An 18,486-nucleotide genomic window follows, 5' to 3' on the forward strand; every position below is an offset into this window, starting at 1 on the left:
TTTAACAAGGATGAACCAATTATGTCTGAACCTTATCTAACAATCCAAGGCGATGTTACGGTCGAAGTAATCATTAAAAAATCGCGTTTCATTTGCCAATTAAAAAAATTAACTAATGAACAAGATGCCATTGATTTTATCGAGCTGTCAATCACGAACATCGTAAAGCCACCCATAATTGTTTTGCTTACCAAGTTGGCGACCGCGATGAAATCCAACGTGAAAGTGACAATGGTGAACCAAGCGGCACGGCTGGCGTTCCTATTTTGGAAGTCTTGCAAAAAAATCATCTCCATAATGTGGCCGCCGTCGTCACGCGGTACTTTGGTGGCATTAAACTTGGTGCTGGTGGTTTAATCCGTGCTTACAGCGGTACCACTGCTCAAGCCGTTGAAGCTGCTACGATTGTCCAACGTGTAACCCAAACGATTGTTGGCTTACAACACAGCTACGCCAACCACGATCAATTAACCTATTGGCTCAACCAAGAACACTTTGAACTTGACCACGATGATTATGGTGTGGACGTTACAACCTATGTTTTCGTCGACAACGACCAAGTTGAAACTTTTACTGCCGAAATTACCAATCGTTTCCGGGGGCAAATCGCTGTTTTACCTGGCGAAGAACGCCAACACGAAATTTTATATCAACCATAAACAAACGCCAGTCGAAATTCGACTGGCGTTTTAAATTGATAATGAAACTTTCCACTGCAACTTTGTAACTTCGTTCGCGCAGTAGCACCTTAGGGCCTAACTTAAAAACACGCCGAACCTGGCTTTGCCAGTTCCGACGCGTTTTATATCGTTACGCCAACCGGCGCTTTAATAGCTGGGCTCGCGACCTATTTGTAACTACGCTCGGCGGACAACCACCTAGTCATAACGCAAAACTGACGCCGACGGATATGCTATCCGTCAACGCCAGTTTCAACGTTATGATACGGCGGTTTTAACGTCCGCCTCACGACCTGTATGTAACTACGTTCACCGAGCAAGCGACTAGGACTAACTGAAAACGAACGCCGACGTGTTGCCACGTCAACGTCCGTTTCCAAGTTAGCCTAACGTCGCTTTTTACGCTCGGCTCACGACCTGGTATTAACTACGTTCGCCACGCGGAAGCCTAGTGCCTAACTATGACAAAGGCGCCGACCCTAGCTTTGCTAGTGCCAACGCCTTGTCTACGTTAGGCCACGGCTTCCCTAATGCGTGGCTCACGACCTATTTCAAATGATAATTATATGACGACACAATCACATTTTCACGCGAATTTAAGACGGCCCGAAGCCGTAAACTCGTTTGATTATGTAAGATGTTTTGCCAACGTTTTCCTGGGATAAATTGTGGAACTAAGACCGTTACGGAGTAATTCCGATCGGCCGCCCGTTTTGCAATGACATCCACAAACCGAACCGTTGGCTGGGCCACCGAACGATAAGATGAGTGAATATCAACAAAGCGCACGTCTGGAAATTCCGTCTTAAATTGGTTGGCCGTCTTATGTTCCTTACCGGGATTTTCATCAAACGATACGTGCATCGCAATGACATAATCCCCAATTGAACGCGCATAATTAATTGCGCCCTTGGTTACTTGGGTCACATTCCCAACTAAGACAATCACGGTTGCCCCATCATAATCATGCAATTGGACCTTTGACTTTTCCATAATACGCAATTGTTGTCCGACACTAATATAGTGTTGGTGAATTTTATAAAACATCCATAACAACAATGGCATGATAATTAAGTATGGCCAAACACCACCAAAGTGTTGCCAGAACAAGAAGACCACTAAAGCCGCTGAAATGACCGCCCCAACTAAGTTAATCAGGGACTTACCTAACCAGAAACCATCCCGTTCCCGGAACCAGTGAATAATCATCCCAGATTGTGACAAAGTAAATGGCACGAACACCCCAACCGCATACAACGGAATCAACATATTCGTTTCCCCATTGAAGATGATAATTAAAATCATCGCCCCCACGGCTAACGAAATAATCCCATTGGAGTAACCTAAGCGGTCCCCCCGATCCATAAAGGCATGCGGTAAGAACTTATCCTTGGCCATGTTGTATGCTAAGACTGGAAAGGCCGAGAAACCAGTATTGGCGGCCACCGCTAAAATCATCGCCGTGGCTAATTGAAGTAAGTAAAAGGCTAAGTTATGCCCGCCAAACACGGCTAACCCAATTTGGGAAAGTACTGTCACTTGATGGTTAGGCACAATTCCAAAGTAGTAACTTAAGTAAGTTATTCCACCGAAGAAGAAGGCCAACAATAAACTCATCATTAACAACGTATTAGCCGCATTATTCGTTTTCGGTTCTTTAAAGTTAGGGACAGCGTTACTAATCGCTTCAACCCCCGTTAAAGAAGACGACCCTGCCGAGAAGGCCCGAATAAAAAGAACTAAACTCATCCCCGCCACTGGGGTTCCATACGAAGCCGTCGCATGATAAACTGCTTGACCGGTTAAGATATTGTAAGCTCCCCAACCAATCATCGCTAAAATCATGACGACAAAGAAATACACTGGAATCGTTAAGAAGTTAGCACTTTCACTTAACCCCCGCAAATTCAAAACCATAATCCCAACTACGATTAATAATGATAATGGCACAGTATATGGCAATAATTGCGGAATCGCCGAGGTAATTGCTTCGGTTCCGGCCGTTGTCGAAACGGCTACCGTCAACATATAGTCAACTAATAAAGATCCGCCGGCAATTAATCCCCCGTTTTGACCCCAATTCGTCGTTGCCACCACATAAGCACCCCCACCGCTGGGATAGGCATGAATAATTTGGCGATACGACAATGTAATTGCAACTAACAGAACTAACACCAGCGCCGCAATTGGTAGTGAATACCAAATGGCCGCCGCTGACAAGGTAACTAAGACGGTCGTAATTTGTTCCGTCCCATACGCAACTGACGACAAAGCATCCGAAGATAAGAGTGCCAACGCTTTAAACTTGGTTAAATTGGCTTGTCCCTCATCAAGAGTCTTTAACGGTTTCCCGATTAAAGCTCGCTTTAGGAATTTCCACATGTTGTCAATTCTCCTTTAAATAAAATCACACGCTATTCTACAAAGAAAACGGGTACTCGTCAATAAGAGTACCCGTTTTGTAATCAGAATGTTTTAAAGTAATTACATCATCCCTGGCATCCCACCAGCTGGGGCAGCCGGTGCGGCCGGAGCATTTTCAGCTGGCTTTTCAGCGACGACTGCTTCCGTCGTTAAGAGCAGTGATGAAACTGAAGCAGCGTTTTGTAAGGCTGAGCGCGTAACCTTCGTTGGGTCAACAATCCCCGCCGCAACCATGTCTTCAAACTTATCTTCAGCCGCATTGTAACCAATACCTGGCTTTTCATGCTTCAATTGGTTAACAATCACGGAACCTTCTAAGCCGGCATTTTCCGCAATTTGACGCACTGGTGCTTCAAGGGCCACCTTCACGATGTTAATCCCCGTGGCTTCATCACCAGTGGCTTCAAGATTTTCGAGGGCACTGATGACATTAACCAATGCTGTCCCACCACCAGGAACAAATCCTTCTTGAACTGCGGCCCGGGTTGCGTTTAAGGCATCTTCAATCCGGTACTTACGTTCCTTTAATTCCGTTTCCGTAGCGGCTCCGACTTTAACCACGGCAACCCCACCAGCTAACTTCGCTAACCGTTCTTGGAGCTTGTCTTTGTCAAAATCAGACGTCGTGTTCGCAATTGCTTGCTTAATTTGATCAACGCGTTCTGCAATCGCTGCCTTGTCACCGGCACCATTCACAATCGTCGTTGAATCCTTCGTGACCGTGACCTTATTAGCTTGACCCAATTGAGCGACCGTCACTTCATTTAAGTTCATCCCAAGATCATCGGAAATCACCGTCCCGCCGGTTAAGACGGCAATATCAGCTAATTGTTCCTTCCGCCGGTCACCGAACCCAGGGGCCTTAACAGCTACCACGTTAAACGTCCCCCGCATCTTGTTCAAGACTAACGTTGGTAAGGCTTCACCCGTAATATCATCGGCAATGATCAAGAGCGCCCGGCCTTCTTGAACCACTGATTGTAAGAGTGGCAAAATGTCTTGAATGTTGGCAATCTTCTTATCAGTAATTAATAAGTATGGGTTGTCAAGGTTAGCTTCCATCTTGTCGTTATCCGTCACCATGTATTGGGACATGTAACCACGGTCAAAGCTCATCCCTTCAACGACATCAACACTCGTGTCAACCCCACGGGAATCTTCAATCGTGATGACCCCGTCATTACCAACCTTTTCCATCGCATCCGCAATTAATTGCCCTACTTCTGGGTTGGCGGCTGAAATTGAAGCGATTTGAGCAATATCATCCTTCGTCTTAACTTCGTGACTCATGGCCTTTAAAGCTTCGACGGCAGCTTGCGTGGCCCGGTCAATCCCACGCCGAATTCCAACTGGGTTGGCGCCGGCCGTCACATTCTTCATGCCTTCGTTAACGATGGCTTGCGTTAAGACCGTGGCCGTGGTCGTCCCATCCCCAGCAATATCATTGGTTTTAGAAGCAACTTCAGCGACTAACTTGGCCCCCATGTTTTCAAAATGGTCTTCTAATTCGATGGAACGGGCAATTGTTACCCCGTCATTGGTAATCGTTGGCGAACCATAGTTTTGTTCTAAGACCACGTTGCGCCCCTTAGGACCAATCGTCGTCTTAACCGTATTTGCTAACTTATCAACCCCCGCAACATTGCGGTCCGGGCATCTTCTGCAAACTTAATATCCTTAGCCATTTTCGTTCCTCCTGCTTAATCTACAATTGCGATTAATTCGCTTTCCCGTACTACTAAGTACTTGTCGCCGTTATATTCAACTTCATTACCGGCATACTTATCAAACAAGACCTTGTCGCCTTCTTTGACGTTCATTGCGGCCACTTGACCATTATCAAGGACCTTGCCAGGACCAACCGCAATCACCGTCGCCGTGGTTGGCTTATCCTTCGCATTGGCTGCTAAGACAATGCCACCAACTGTTTGTTCTTCGTTTTCAGCTTTCAGGACAACCCGATCTCCTAATGGTTTTAACACGATAATCCCTCCAAAAGTTTTTAACTTTATTGATTAATAATTTTATTTTTAGCACTCGCGGTGTCCAAGTGCTAATTACAAGTATTACTATAACATTTTATTTCGAAAATGCAATTGATTTGACTAAATTTGACCAATAAATAAAAATCACGAATGAAACCGAATTCAAATCTGTCCCATTCGTGATTGCTATTTTTGATTCAGAAAATCCCACAAATACCGGCGTTGCTGAATCCCACCTTCAATTAAAACCTGGGTGGTCGCATTAATGGTCGCCCCAATCATAATAATCATCCCAGAAAAATCCAGCCAAATCATCATCAGAATAAAGCCCGAAATCGTCCGATAAGATGACAATTGAGTACTGGTTAAGACATTATAATAAGAAAAAAATCCGGGCGAGTGCCATCATTAAAACGGTCGCCACTAAAGCGCCAATCATGACATAGCGCCAGCGGACCTTCGCATTGGGGACGAAATAATACAACAGCGTTAAGGCGGTAAAAAGCCCAATAAACGCTACTGGATACCGGTAAGCCGCAAAACGATGAATATACTCAACATTAAAGTCAAAAATTGGTTGCAAACCTTGTAAAATTTGCTCGCCAATCCCATATAAAAAAACTAAGCCAAACACAACCATCAACGCGATGATAATCCAAATGAACGAAATCACGCGATTCCAAATTGGATTTAAATCTTCCGCCACGCCGTAAGCATGATTAACGTTCCGCTGAAAGGCGGCCACACCACTACTAGTTGACCAAATCGCCACAATCAACCCTGTCGTCAGCATCCCCCACTCCCATGTTGGAGAAAATCTGTAATTACCGGCTCAATTAACTTATAAACAGAAGTTGGGATACCAGTTTGTAAATAGCCAAGCACGGTTTTCGCATTCACCCCTAGCATGGGCAAAACATTCCCTACAATCAAAATTGCCGGAAAAATCGATAATAAACTGTAATAGGCCAATTCAGCCGCTGATGACGATAAGCGTGCTTGATTAAAGTGATACCAGTACACTTTCAAGGTCCGCCGTAATTGTCGTTTCCATGCTTGCATTGTTGCTTTTATCTCGCTTTTTCTTCAAAATTACTTTGTCAATTGTACCACAAGTAAAAAACTGACCAAGGCTTCTTTCATAACCTTGATCAGTTAAAACAAATTCTTTAATATTTTTGGGCAATCCGCTTCGCTGCGGCCGCATGTTCAGCTAATTGATCCGCATACCCAGGCCATAAGTACTTCGCATCCGCTGCTAGATCTTGCGAAGTTAAAATTTTTGGTCCATCATTCGTAATTGCCAACGTATGTTCATATTGACAACTCCAACCACCATCCATGGTTGTCGCCGTCCAGCCATCTGGATGATCAGTATTAGCTTCCCACGTCCCGGTGTTAATCATCGGTTCAATTGTAATCGTCATCCCATTACGCAAGCGTTGCCCTTTGCCAGCCCCCCCGTAATGCGGCACCATTGGATCTTCGTGCATCGTCGGTCCAATCCCATGTCCAACAAAATCACGGACATCACCGTAACCATGTTCATCTTCAGTGAAGTGTTGAATCGTGGCCCCAATATCACCAAGGCGGTTACCAACAACCGCTTGGTCAATTCCCAAGTATAAGGATTGTTTCGTCACATCCATTAATTGGGCAATCGCTGGGGTTACTTCTCCCACGGCGTAACTCCAACAAGAATCACTAAAGGCCCCGTTGTATTCAACGACCGTGTCAATCTTTACTAAGTCCCCGTTCTTCAAAGTAACTTGCTTGCGAGGGAAACCATGGCAAATTTCATCATTAATGCTAACACACGTCGCATATTTATAGCCTTCAAAGCCAATTTGCGCTGCAATCGCACCCCGATCTTTAAAATATTCGCGGGCAAATTCTTCAATTTTCCAACTGGAAATGCCTGGTTTCACAATGTCACGTAAGCCAAGATGCATCCCAGCTAAGACGGCCCCCGCCGCAGCCATATCATCAATTTCACGAGTTGATTTTAAACTAATCATTATTCTTTGCTCCTCTTTACTCAATGTAATTAGTATACCACTGATAATCATGCTATACTAACTGCACGAACAAAGAATTACGAGGAGTATTAAAATGACGAAAGCCTTAGTTTTATATGCCACCATTACTGGCAACAATGAAGATATTGCTGATATTGTTACCAGCACCTTTGAAGATCACGGAGTCACCGCCGAAATGAAGGATTTATCGTTTGCTGACGTCAGTGAATTAAATGATGTTGATATTTGTGTCGTCTGCCCATACACCTACGATGGTGGTTCCTTACCAGATGAAGGACTTGATTTCTTTGAAGATTTAGCCACCGAAACCTTCCCCAACTTAGTTTTTGCCGTGGCTGGCGCTGGGGACACCCAATATGGTGATGAATTCGCCCTTGCCGTTGATAAATTTGCTACCCAATTAGCGCAAACTGGCGCCAAACAAGGAGCCGACAACATCAAGATTGACGTCACTCCAAATAGCGATGATGTGGCTGCGTTGGAAACCATGGTCGCCAAATTATTAAGTCAGGTCGAAAATCATGACTAAATTAATGCAATTGTACCAACAATATAAATCAATTATCGCCTACCTATTTTGGGGCGTGGTGACCACGATTATCAACCTCGCGAGTTATCAATTACTGATCATGTTCACTAATGTCAGCATCAGTAGTGCCACCACCATTGCCTGGTTTATTTCCGTTTTAGTTGCCTACTTGACGAATAAAGTTTGGGTCTTTGGTTCTGAATACACCACGGTAAGTGATTTCTTAGTAGAATGTGGACGCTTCTTTTTCTATCGCGCCTTAACCTTGTTAATTGACTTAGCTTTTATGAACGTCGGGGTGCATGTGTTAGGATTTGATAGCGACTTGCAACAATTTATCTTAAAAGTCATCGATAATGTGGTTGTAGTGATTGCTAATTACGTTTTCTCAAAATGGTTAATTTTTAATCGCAACAAAGAGATTGCTGATAAATAATAAAATCCGCTGTAAAGCTGTGAGGAACAGTTTTACAGCGGATTTTGGTGTACCCTAACTTCGCAACTACGCTCACCGAGCAAGCGACTAGGACTAAGATTTCTACGGCAACTTAGTAACTACGTTCGGCGGACAACCACCTAGTCATAACGAAAAACCGTGCCGAACCTGGTTCCACCAGTTCCGGCACGGTTTATATCGTTACGCCAACAGGCACTTTATTTGCTGAGCTCGCGACCTAATACTTCTGGTCCATCTTGACGACCAACAATCACCGTATCAACCCGGTGCAAGAACAGACCGTGTTCAACGACCCCGACCATTTGAATTAATTCATTGGCTAATTGTTCTAGATCGGCAATTTTACCGAAGCGTAAATCGATAATTAAATTACCTTCATCCGTCCGGTACTTTTGATCACCATCCATCCGCCATTCGGGTTGATAACCTTTGGCTTCCAAAGCACTAAAAACGTGACTCGCCCCAAATGGAATCACTTCAACTGGTAAGCCAAAATCACCTAATTGATCAACCAACTTCGATTCATCAACAATCCACATATTCTTCGTGGATGCATTATTAACAATCTTTTCCCAAAGTAAGGCCCCACCGCCCCCTTTGATACCAAAGAAGTTCGGATCAACTTCATCGGCCCCATCAATTGTTAAATCAACGTGGTCCACTTCATCTAAATCTTTAATCGTAATACCTAACTGGTGGCTTGTTCCGTGGTCCGGTTGGACGTCGTAACCCCAATGATATTTAAGCCTTCATTCTTAACCCGTTCACCTAATGCATCCACTAAGTAGCGAACCGTTGAACCGGTTCCCAGGCCAACAATCATCCCATCTTCAATGTACTTAACGGCTGCTTGACCAACTAAGGCCTTTAATTCATTTTGATCCATTTTAACCCCTCACAACTAACAGTTTTTCTCTCTCATATGGCCCCATCCGGAATCGAACCGGAATCGATCGCTTAGGAGGCGACTGTTCTATCCAATTAAACTATAGGGCCAGGTAAGTTAGCGACAAATTAATGCCACTAACTATCATACCACGTTAAGCTTGATTTTGTTGCCGTCGTTTATGACGCATTCCTTTATTTTTGGAATGTTTTTGTTTCTTTTTGCGTTTTTTTAACCCCACCAACTGGCGCTGCACTAACTGATGCCTGGCCAGTTGGTGCCGTTGCCTTCACTTGATGTGGCTTGGCTTTACTAGTAAGGTTGCCGGCCTTTGGTTTCGCTAACGCTTTCGCTTCGGCCGTCGTTTTAACTTCACGCCGCGCAATCGTTAGCGTTTCAAACGTGTAATCATGATCCGTCATTAAGCGTTTTAACTTCCGTAAATCATGATCACTCCCAAGGGTCATCACCGTCCCCGGTTCCCCTTGGCGACCAGTCCGCCCCGCGCGGTGAACATACGCATCCGCACTTTGGGGTAATTCAAAATTAACTACCGCGGGTAATTTAGGAATATCTAAACCTCGCGCGGCCACATCGGTGGTTAACAACAACTTAACTTGGCGTTTTCGGAACTGCCGCAACATGGTTTCGCGTTCCGTTTGCCGTTGCTTCCCACCTAAAACTGCTACCGGAACGCCGGCATGCTTTAAACGGCTTGCTGTATAGTGCAAGGTTTTAATACTCGTAAAGAACACCAAGGCGCGGAAATTCTTGGTTTGACTTAATCGTTCTAACATCGCCGCCTTATCACTCATTGATAAAGCCTTGACTAACCCATGCTTAACTTCACCTTGACTCGTATCTTGGTTGCGTACATCAATCACGGTTAAGTCCCGTTCAACTAACTTGCTTAATCGGTTAGCATCTAAATCGCCCAACGTTGCCGAAAAGAAACTTAATTGTGCCGTTTTGGGCACCGCTTGTAATAATGCTAATACCCGCGCTTGGGTTTCATCGACTAACAGGTCATCCGCTTCATCAACGACCACTTGTGTCACTTGATGTAACTTTAAATTGCGTTCCGCTAGTAAATGATCTAACCGTCCTGGCGTCCCAATCACAATATTCGGGTGCGTCTTTTTCAAGCGTTCCACTTGGCGCTTTAAATTAGCCCCCCAGTTAACGATTGGACACTTAAACCCAATAACTGCGCCCATTCGCGCATCACTGTCGTGGTTTGCATGGCTAATTCTTGGGACGGTTCAATTACAATTAGTTGCGTCCCCTGATCCGCTTTTAATTGCGGTAATAACGGCCATGTAAAGGCTAACGTTTTTCCGGAACCAGTTGGCGCAATCCCAATTACTGATTGTCCCGCCATCATTGGTTCGTAAACTGCCTGCTGAACAGCTGATGGTTGCTTAAAGCCACGTTCCGTAAAATGCGTGGCAAATTCTGTTGTTAATTTCATTATTGGATCCGGTTGCTGTCAGCTGGGAACATTAAGTCAGCTGATTCCCGCAGATTGAACATTACACCGTTAACCGTCCGTGCTAAATCGAACCATTCCTTGTAACGGGCTAATTGGGCTTCATCATCAGGATTTTCGAATAAGGCCGCAAAATCATTTAATTCATCCACCATTGAGTTTTCATAGTACTTCGCTGGTAAATCATGCGCGGTTTGCTTTTCGTCAAAATACGTGACTTGCTTCGTATCAAAAATACTGTCAAAGACTAACGTATCCCGTAACCCGTAAACTTCAGAAACTAAGTGCGAGTTCGCCGTTTTCCCAATGTTTAACGTTACCGTAAAGTTATCATACGTTAACAAGGCCGTCCCTAGACCATCAACGCCACTAGCGACCATCGTAGGGAAGTAAACAACACTATTTGGAGCCCCAAATAACGTTACGGAAGCATACACACCATATACCCCCAAGTCTTGTAAGGCTCCCCCGCGAATTCAGGTGAAGATGTTTGGATATGGCTTTTCTCCGGCTAAAACCTTGTCATAACGTGAGGAGTACTTCCGAACCGTGAAGTTAGCCCCTTGCACGTGGTCCATCTTGGCTAATTGTTTTTGTCCTTCATGGAATAAACCAGTGTGAATATGCCGGGCTGCTTCAACTAAGCGCGCTTTCGGATGCGCTTGGAGTAATGATTCAATTTGACTAAATTCTTCTGGGTTCACCAAAGCTGGCTTTTCCAAAATAATGAATTTGTCATTTTCAATTGCTAAACGAACTTGTAAGTAGTGCGTGCTGTTTGGTGAGGCAATGTAAACAACGTCGAAGTCGCCTTCATCAAAGAACCGTTCCAAGTTATCAAAGAATTGGGTGGCGCCATATGGTTCACCGAATTCCTTCGCCCGTTCTTCGGTCCGCGAATAAACCGCCGTTAATTCATAATGGCCGGACGTCTTAGCGGCATCCAGCATTTGATCAGTAATGATATTGGTTCCAATAATCCCTAATTTCAACATGATTTATCGACTCCTTTGCTTTTTCGAATACTTCTATTTTACCAAAGAATCCACTTTCTGTCCGCTTTACTTATTTGACGCAAAACGTAACACAATTGAAATATATTTAAAACCTTTTCGCCATGAAAAACGTGTATGATTAGGACAATCATGTTTTTAAAGGAGGGCGAAATGGAAAAGCGCAAACTATTACTACCAGGCTTAGGCTTAATGGCCGCACTATCAAGTACGTTAGGTTTTACGCGAACCAATCGCAAAATTTCACCACTACCATCTTTGCCAGTCTTATACGCTGGGACTTGGAAGTATCGTGATCCCGAGCGTAACCGGCATCATCGCTTAACGATTTCGCCGAATTTAACTTTAAAAATCGACCACCAATCAATTCCAGTAAATGTTGAAAAAAATCACCTTACAAGAATTAACCTTCGTTGATCGTTTTGGTTACCGCATTACCATCGAAACTGATCAACACCGCCCGGTTAAATTAATTGATGAAGCCGATGATCAAATTTATGATTTACAACCACTATCCTAGCCCTACCGCTAGGATTTTTATTTTGCTCTCAATCGGCGTATAATAATCCCATTGTCATTTCAAAGCGAGGTTAAAACAATGATTAAAGCGTTAGCAGTTTATTGTGGTGCTAATCCTGGCCACAATCCCGAATTTATCCAATTAGCCACCCAATTTGGTCATCGGCTTGCTGATGAAGGCATTGCCCTTGTCTACGGCGGTGGTCAATATGGCCTTATGGGAGCGGTCGCTAATGCTGCTCTTGATCATGGCGGTCAAGTCCACGGCGTTATCACCCAAGAATTGTACGACCGTGGCACGAGCTTGAAACGTTTAACTGACCTAAAAATCGTTCCTAATATGGACATTCGTAAGCAAGCAATGATGGATTTAGCTGACGGTCTCGTCGCACTCCCCGGTGGACTAGGCACATTAGAGGAAGTTAGTGAGGCCTTTTCTTGGACCGCCATTGGCGATAATGCCAAGCCGGTTGCTTTATACAACTTCAATGGCTTTTATAATCCACTGAAAAGTATGCTTGGTAAAATGCAAGTGGCTGGCTTTGCCGAAAGTGAATTTGTGCAATCTATTAATTTTAGTGAATCATTTAATGAGATAATGCAATTTATGGATGGCTACCAAGCCCCGGAAGTTCGAACTTATCGATAAAAAAAATGGAGCACCAGTTTCAAGTTGAAACTTGGTGCTCCATTTTTATATGGCAGCTTTGTAACTACGTTCGCTCATTAGCGCCGACTAATGCATTGCTCACACCTGGGTGTAACTACGTTCGGCGGACAGCCACCAAGTCATAACGCAAAACTGACGCCGACGGATATACTATCTGTCAACGCCAGTTTCAACGTTATGATAAGGTGGCTCTAGCGTCCGCCTCACGACCTATTTGTAACTACGCTCACCAAGCAGCCGCCTAGGACTAAGCTAAAATGGACGCCGACGTGTATCACGTCAACGCCCATTTCAGACTTATCCTACCGGCGCCTGTTACGCTCGGTTCGCGACCTATTTGTCTTCGACACCCTTACCATCGTATTCATTAATCATAATTTGCTTCAAGTCCTTGATTAATGGTTCTTGTGGGTTGGCCGTCGTACATTGATCTTCGTAAGCTAAGATTGCTAAGTCATCAACTTAGCATCAAAGTCAGCCTTATCAACACCCCAGTCCTTCAAGCTTAACTTGACCCCAACTGAGTGGGCTAAATCACGAACCGCATCACAAAGCTTTTCGATTAATTCTTCGTTCGTCTTTCCAGTCAAACCAATCGTCCGCGCAATCGTGGCGTAATCTTCATCTGCCCGGAAGTATTCGTACTTAGGCCAAGTCGTAAACTTCTTTGGTAATGATGAGTTGAACTTAATTACGTGTGGCATCGTAATTGCAATTGCAATCCCGTGCGTTAAACCAAAGGCCCCACCTAACTTGTGCGCAATCGAGTGATTAATCCCTAAGAAGGCATTCGCAAAGGCCATCCCGGCTAAGGTTGAGGCATTGTGCATTTCAGCCCGGGCTTGGACATCCCCATTGTATGACTTCGTTAAGTTGTCAAAGACTAACTTAATTGCTTGTAATGACAATGGCCGTGTGTAGTCGGAAGCCATGTTTGAAACGTATGATTCCATGGCGTGGGCTAAAACATCCAACCCTGACGCAGCAATGTTACCCTTTGGAACCGTATCAACGAATTGAGGGTCAACAATCGCAACATCTGGCGTTAAAGCATAATCCGTTAATGGGTACTTAACGTGCGTTTCTGAATCTGTAATCACCGCAAATGGCGTTACTTCAGAACCAGTCCCCGAAGTCGTTGGAATGGCCACCATTTGAGCCTTGGTTGGCTTTTCAAACCGGTAAGCCCGTTTCCGAATGTTCAAGAACTTTTGCTTTGCCCCAAAGAAGCTAGCATCGTTGTTTTCATAGAACATCCACATCCCCTTGGCAGCGTCCAATGGTGAACCCCCACCTAAGGCAATAATCGTATCTGGCTTGAAGGAGTTCATTAAGGCAACCCCTTTTTCAACCGTGGCCGTGCTTGGGTCATTTTCCACATCAGAGAAGACCATGTAAGAAACGTCATTTTGCCGTAACTTCAATTGATCTGTCACTACATCCACGTACCCATGGGCTTGGATGGATGGACCGGTTACGATGAAGACCCGGTTAACGTCTGGTAAGTCCTTTAAGTACCGCACGGCATCCCGTTCAAAGTAGACCCGTGGTAATTTAATCCATTGCATGTTATTCCGCCTCTTGGCAATTGTCTTGATGTTCAATAAGTCATAATCAGTTACGTTGTGAGAAATTGAGTTTTCACCCCAAGATCCAGTCCCTAAGGTTAATGATGGCGTCATCCGGTTGTAGATGTTACCAATCCCTGACAACCCAGCTGGTGAGTTGACAATGACCCGCGAAGCCTTCATCTTAACCCCAAATTCCTTGGCTAATTCCATATCCGTCGTTTGGATGGCTGCCGTGTGTCCAAGACCACCGTAATCAAGTAACTTCGCACACGTTGCAAAACCTTCTTCGTGGGACTTAACCTTGTAAATTGAAAGTACGGGGCTTAACTTTTCACCGGATAAGACATCTTCGTCCTTACCAATTCCTGTAATTTCAGCCGCTAAGACTTGGGTATCTTCTGGGACTTCAATGCCAGCTAACTTAGCAATTTCCATTGCTGATTTCCCAGCGATTGGTCCTAAGACCCCACCCGTTTCAGGGTTAAACATTGCTTCCCGTAACTTTGGTAAGTCCTTCTTTGGGACAAAGTACATCCGGTTGGCCTTAAATAACGTCTTGACTTCATTGTAAATTTCTTCATCAATAACGGCACTGTTTTCAGTTGCACAAATCATCCCATTATCAAACGTCTTAGAAAGAATGATATCGTTAACGGCCCGCCGAATATTCGCCGTCTTTTCAATGTAAACGGGTCCGTTACCAGGTCCAACACCTAAGGCTGGCTTCCCAGTTGAGTAAGCCGCTTTCACCATCCCAGGACCACCAGTAGCTAACGTCGTGGCAATGCCAGGGTGATTAATCAAGGCCGTACTAGTTTCCCGACTTGGTTCGTCAATCCATTGAATGGCCGCTGCAGGTGCCCCAGCAGCCACGGCCGCATCGCGTAAAATCATCGCTGCATGCCGTGATGATTCAAGAGCTTGTGGGTGGAAACTAAAGATAATTGGGTTCCGCGTCTTCATGGCAATAATTGCTTGAAAAGCGTGGTTGACGTTGGGTTCGTCACGGGAGTAATTCCGGCAATAACCCCCAATGGTTCCGCCACCTTAATCAATTCATTAGCTTCGTCATCTTCAATAATTCCAACTGTCTTGTGCTTGCGAATATGGTGCCAAATTTCTTCAGTCGCAAACATATTCTTGATTGCCTTGTCTTCAATGACCCCCCGTCCGGTTTCATTGTAAGCTTCAATGGCCAATTCCATGTGATGATCTTGCCCCGCTTCGACCATTTGGTGCGTAATGTAATCAACCTTTTCTTGGTCAAAATCATGCATTACTTCCAACGCCGCTTTCGCTTTCGTCACTAACTCGTCAACAATCTTGTTAGCGCGTTCTGCTGTCATCTTCGGTTTCTTATCCGCCATAATTCGTTCCTCCAAATGAACTTTGTTAATCATTTCACAACTACATGATACCTTACTATCCCATAGTGTCAACCCTCTTTTTACAACTTTAAAATGATCTATTACGCCGATTTTGTGAAAACAAAAAACAAGTGTAAGCGCTTACTAAATCATTCTCGCCCCTTTTTATTTTTACCCAACTTTGTGAAAAGTAACACAAAATCTTTTTAAATTTACTTCTTTCTCGCTTACTTATATTATAAAACGATTAGAATTTTAATCATTTTCTAGTATAATAGGGATAATTTATAATTTGGAGGTGCTAATGATGAAAGTTGCTTTTTTTTGACGCTAGTGTTGACGAAATTCCCTACATTCAACAATGGGAACAGGCTACTGGTGACGAAATCATTCAAATTCCTGATTTTCTTTCCAAAGAAAACGTCCACTTAGTAGCAGGCTGTGACGCCGTAAGCACGAAACAAATCCCTGTCATTGATGACGAAGTTTATCCCCAATTAGCTGAATTTGGGATTCACCATCTAGCCTTACGGAGTGTTGGTTATAATGTAGTGAACTTTGAGTTGGCCAACCAATATGATTTAACGATTACCAACGTACCCGCTTATTCCCCCCGCGCAATTGCCGAAAATGGCTTAACAGTCGGTTTAAACCTGCTCCGCAAGCTCAGTACCATTCAAGCCCGGATGCGGCGCCTTGATTTCACGTTGCCAACTTCATTATTAAGTGACGAAATTTTCACTAAAACCGTTGGGGTCATTGGGGTAGGCCGGATTGGAACGGCGACGGCACAACTCTACCATGCGCTCGGGGCCAACGTCCTTGGCTATGATCCGGTTTACAACGCCGCTAACGAAGCCTTTTTGACCTACACTGATTTACCAACTTTACTTACGCAAGCCGATATCATTACGATTCACACCCCACTAGATGAGTCAACTTATCATCTAATTGGGGAACCTGAATTTCAACAAATGAAACCAGGCGCAATTTTTATTAACCAAGCCCGTGGTGGTCTCGTCGACACCGCTACTTTAATTCAGCACCTTGAAAATGGTCATCTTGGTGGCGCCGGATTAGATGTTTTAAGTAGTGAGAGCGAATTCTTTTGGAAGCAATTTACTACACCAACTGACCTTCCGGCTGATTACCAACGACTAGCGGCGCTTGATAATGTAATCGTCACCCCCCATTCGGCTTACTACACCAACCTTGCCGTCCAAAATATGGTCCGGCAAAGTTTAACCGAATGTCAGCACTTTCTAACTGGCGAAAAATTATTATACAAAGTCGAACCATAATAAAAACCGCGAGACTCAAGCTCGCGGTTTTATTATTCCGTTGTTGATGATTGCGTGGCTATTTGATGCCACAAATTGGCAACGGTTTGATTTTGCGTCAATTGCCAATTCATTTGATTTAACGGTGCATCTTGACTAACTAACACAATCGGATGGCCTTGGTAAAAGGCAAATGCATACGTAATATGCCCTGGTTCAATTGCCCCCATTTGAAAGGAACGATTAAAATTAGCTACAGCCACCACTTCATAATCATAGCTACCATCATTAGCCCAACCAATCGTATGACTGGGATCATCCGCTACATCTTGATGATTGGTAAATTTAAATTGACTAGCCGACAACCAATAATAAGCTTGGCCCATTGATGGCGCCCATTGATTCAAAGCTTGTTGTAATTCTTGTTGCTTAGTTGCATTCCAGCCTAATTGTTGGCTCCGGGACACCGTTGGTTGTGTTGTCTGGGGATGATTATCGTGATGAGCAATTAAACCATTTGCATCAAGTGCAAAATAAGTTCCGCCCATCAACGCAAGCCAAACTAAAAAGACAGCTAATTTCGAAGTCCCGGGCGTTTTAATCCCCAAAATTAGTTTCCCTAATTTAACCAACAACCAGGCCACCACGCCGCCCAACAACATAAACCCAATCACAATCACTAACCATCCGGACCATTGTCGTGCTCGTCATTAGTGGCTGTTGGTTGATCATACAAATAAAATGGGAAGTGATAACCGGCCTGACCATAGGAATTGGCACCAGAGGGCAAGATGGAATTGTTTGCTGCTCCCATTGGTAACATTTGCTGACAATATGGGCATTGAATCACAAACATTTGAATCATTTGGCCACAATATGGGCACCGTTGCATCTTTTTTTACCTCACAAAATTAATTTGTGTCTATTTTAATATATTCAAGTCGATAAAAAAACAGCAACCCATTCCGAGTTACTGTCCTAACACTAATTGTCAATTAAGAATTTATCCCCGCTTGGGGGCCCGTGATAATTCCGATTCAATCATCCATAACAGTTTTTCAATGGCCGTCTTAAAGCCAATTAAAATATCTTGCGTACTATCATCCTTGGCATCACCAGTAATTTCAATTCCTTGTTGATAAAGATCGGCTAAATACCGGTAATCCGTGGCTAATTCGTCTAACCGGTCAGTCATAGTCCGCGTATAAACTCCCGGTTGCGTCGTTAGTTTGGTTTGGGCCACTACTTCCGCTAAGGTCGCTGTTGGGGCTCCATCTAAGACAATTAAGCGTTCCGCTAATTCATCAACTTGGTCTTCTAAATCATCACGCCATTCATCCATCAGCGGATGAAGCGTTAGAAAATCCGTGCCGCGCATATACCAATGGGTTTGATGCACAATCATCGATAATTGCGTCGTATCAACAATTAATTGATTTAAAATTTGCTTCGTTGCGGTATTGTTCATCATTATCCCTCCTTAGTCGTGGACCGTTACCTAACAATCGGTAATTTGGTTATTTAATACACCGCAATTATAACAATGAAACCGCTAACAAGGAAGAAATTACCCCTCT

12 protein-coding genes, 1 tRNA gene and 7 pseudogenes are annotated in these 18,486 nt (G+C 44.2%); 7 read left to right on the forward strand and 13 right to left on the reverse strand.

Features of this window, described 5'->3' with window-relative positions; translation table 11 throughout:
* The first annotated feature begins 21 nt into the window (after nucleotides 1-21).
* Nucleotides 22-659: pseudogene (locus JCM14505_RS04920) on the forward strand (YigZ family protein).
* Between the two features lie 567 nt (nucleotides 660-1,226).
* On the opposite strand, the gene kimA reads toward JCM14505_RS04920, so the two are convergent.
* From kimA to map, 5 genes and pseudogenes are all read right to left on the reverse strand, one after another.
* Entirely contained in the window at nucleotides 1,227-3,062 is a 1,836-nt protein-coding gene (gene kimA, locus JCM14505_RS04925; protein ID WP_054653332.1) for a potassium transporter KimA, read from the reverse strand.
* A gap of 102 nt (nucleotides 3,063-3,164) precedes the next feature.
* Nucleotides 3,165-4,789 (reverse strand): annotated as a pseudogene (gene groL, locus JCM14505_RS04930) (chaperonin GroEL).
* A 15-nt stretch (nucleotides 4,790-4,804) separates the two neighbouring features.
* The gene (groES, locus tag JCM14505_RS04935) at nucleotides 4,805-5,086 is read right to left on the reverse strand and encodes a co-chaperone GroES (protein WP_054653333.1); all 282 of its coding nucleotides are present in this window, start codon (nucleotides 5,084-5,086) and stop codon (nucleotides 4,805-4,807) included.
* Between the two features lie 189 nt (nucleotides 5,087-5,275).
* Nucleotides 5,276-6,151, reverse strand: a pseudogene (locus JCM14505_RS04940) (YihY/virulence factor BrkB family protein).
* 107 nt (nucleotides 6,152-6,258) lie between these two features.
* Nucleotides 6,259-7,107 (reverse strand): type I methionyl aminopeptidase, encoded by an 849-nt coding sequence (gene map, locus JCM14505_RS04945; RefSeq protein WP_054653334.1) that lies wholly within the window; start codon nucleotides 7,105-7,107, stop codon nucleotides 6,259-6,261.
* A 94-nt stretch (nucleotides 7,108-7,201) separates the two neighbouring features.
* Between map and JCM14505_RS04950 the strand changes: the two genes are divergently transcribed.
* Together JCM14505_RS04950 and JCM14505_RS04955 are read left to right on the forward strand one after the other, a co-directional pair.
* On the forward strand, nucleotides 7,202-7,657 hold the full coding sequence (locus JCM14505_RS04950; protein WP_054653335.1) for a flavodoxin domain-containing protein: 456 nt from the start codon (nucleotides 7,202-7,204) through the stop codon (nucleotides 7,655-7,657).
* Nucleotides 7,650-8,093: a GtrA family protein gene (locus JCM14505_RS04955; RefSeq protein ID WP_054653336.1), complete on the forward strand. Its 444-nt coding sequence runs from the start codon at nucleotides 7,650-7,652 to the stop codon at nucleotides 8,091-8,093. Before JCM14505_RS04950 ends, JCM14505_RS04955 begins: the two co-directional genes overlap by 8 nt.
* 218 nt (nucleotides 8,094-8,311) lie before the next feature.
* Here JCM14505_RS04955 and rpiA read toward each other — a convergent pair.
* The 4 genes and pseudogenes from rpiA to JCM14505_RS04975 form a co-directional block, all read right to left on the reverse strand.
* Nucleotides 8,312-9,000 (reverse strand): annotated as a pseudogene (rpiA, locus tag JCM14505_RS04960) (ribose-5-phosphate isomerase RpiA).
* A gap of 37 nt (nucleotides 9,001-9,037) precedes the next feature.
* Nucleotides 9,038-9,110 (reverse strand) — tRNA-Arg (locus JCM14505_RS04965).
* Nucleotides 9,111-9,154: 44 nt separating this feature from the next.
* Nucleotides 9,155-10,471 (reverse strand): annotated as a pseudogene (locus JCM14505_RS10560) (DEAD/DEAH box helicase).
* Nucleotides 10,471-11,484, reverse strand: a pseudogene (locus JCM14505_RS04975) (Gfo/Idh/MocA family protein). The pseudogenes JCM14505_RS10560 and JCM14505_RS04975 overlap by 1 nt, the downstream one beginning before the upstream one ends.
* Before the next feature lie 210 nt (nucleotides 11,485-11,694).
* Between JCM14505_RS04975 and JCM14505_RS10435 the strand changes: the two are divergent.
* The 3 genes from JCM14505_RS10435 to JCM14505_RS04985 all read left to right on the forward strand — a co-directional run bounded on the left by JCM14505_RS10435 (nucleotide 11,695) and on the right by JCM14505_RS04985 (nucleotide 12,670).
* Entirely contained in the window at nucleotides 11,695-11,919 is a 225-nt protein-coding gene (locus JCM14505_RS10435) for a DUF4828 domain-containing protein (RefSeq protein WP_369395480.1), read from the forward strand.
* Nucleotides 11,879-12,022, forward strand: coding sequence for a DUF4828 domain-containing protein (locus JCM14505_RS10440; RefSeq protein ID WP_369395470.1), 144 nt, complete (start codon nucleotides 11,879-11,881; stop codon nucleotides 12,020-12,022). The genes JCM14505_RS10435 and JCM14505_RS10440 overlap by 41 nt, the downstream gene beginning before the upstream one ends.
* A 78-nt stretch (nucleotides 12,023-12,100) precedes the next feature.
* Complete coding sequence (locus JCM14505_RS04985) at nucleotides 12,101-12,670, forward strand: LOG family protein (protein ID WP_054653337.1); 570 nt, start codon at nucleotides 12,101-12,103, stop codon at nucleotides 12,668-12,670.
* 354 nt (nucleotides 12,671-13,024) lie between these two features.
* Here JCM14505_RS04985 and adhE read toward each other — a convergent pair.
* Nucleotides 13,025-15,629, reverse strand: a pseudogene (adhE, locus tag JCM14505_RS04990) (bifunctional acetaldehyde-CoA/alcohol dehydrogenase).
* Nucleotides 15,630-15,943: 314 nt separating this feature from the next.
* Here adhE and JCM14505_RS04995 point away from each other — a divergent pair.
* Nucleotides 15,944-16,930 (forward strand): D-2-hydroxyacid dehydrogenase, encoded by a 987-nt coding sequence (locus tag JCM14505_RS04995; RefSeq protein ID WP_054653338.1) that lies wholly within the window; start codon nucleotides 15,944-15,946, stop codon nucleotides 16,928-16,930.
* Between the two features lie 32 nt (nucleotides 16,931-16,962).
* Here JCM14505_RS04995 and JCM14505_RS05000 read toward each other — a convergent pair whose 3' ends face one another.
* The 3 genes from JCM14505_RS05000 to JCM14505_RS05010 all read right to left on the reverse strand — a co-directional run bounded on the left by JCM14505_RS05000 (nucleotide 16,963) and on the right by JCM14505_RS05010 (nucleotide 18,377).
* Nucleotides 16,963-17,589, reverse strand: coding sequence for a DUF4767 domain-containing protein (locus JCM14505_RS05000; protein WP_054653339.1), 627 nt, complete (start codon nucleotides 17,587-17,589; stop codon nucleotides 16,963-16,965).
* Entirely contained in the window at nucleotides 17,589-17,801 is a 213-nt protein-coding gene (locus JCM14505_RS05005; protein ID WP_054653340.1) for a hypothetical protein, read from the reverse strand. The genes JCM14505_RS05000 and JCM14505_RS05005 overlap by 1 nt, the downstream gene beginning before the upstream one ends.
* Before the next feature lie 111 nt (nucleotides 17,802-17,912).
* Complete coding sequence (locus JCM14505_RS05010; protein ID WP_054653341.1) at nucleotides 17,913-18,377, reverse strand: Dps family protein; 465 nt, start codon at nucleotides 18,375-18,377, stop codon at nucleotides 17,913-17,915.
* Nucleotides 18,378-18,486 lie beyond the last annotated feature (109 nt).

The organism is Limosilactobacillus equigenerosi DSM 18793 = JCM 14505 (assembly GCF_001311375.1).
In the GTDB taxonomy this organism is placed as follows: domain Bacteria; phylum Bacillota; class Bacilli; order Lactobacillales; family Lactobacillaceae; genus Limosilactobacillus; species Limosilactobacillus equigenerosi.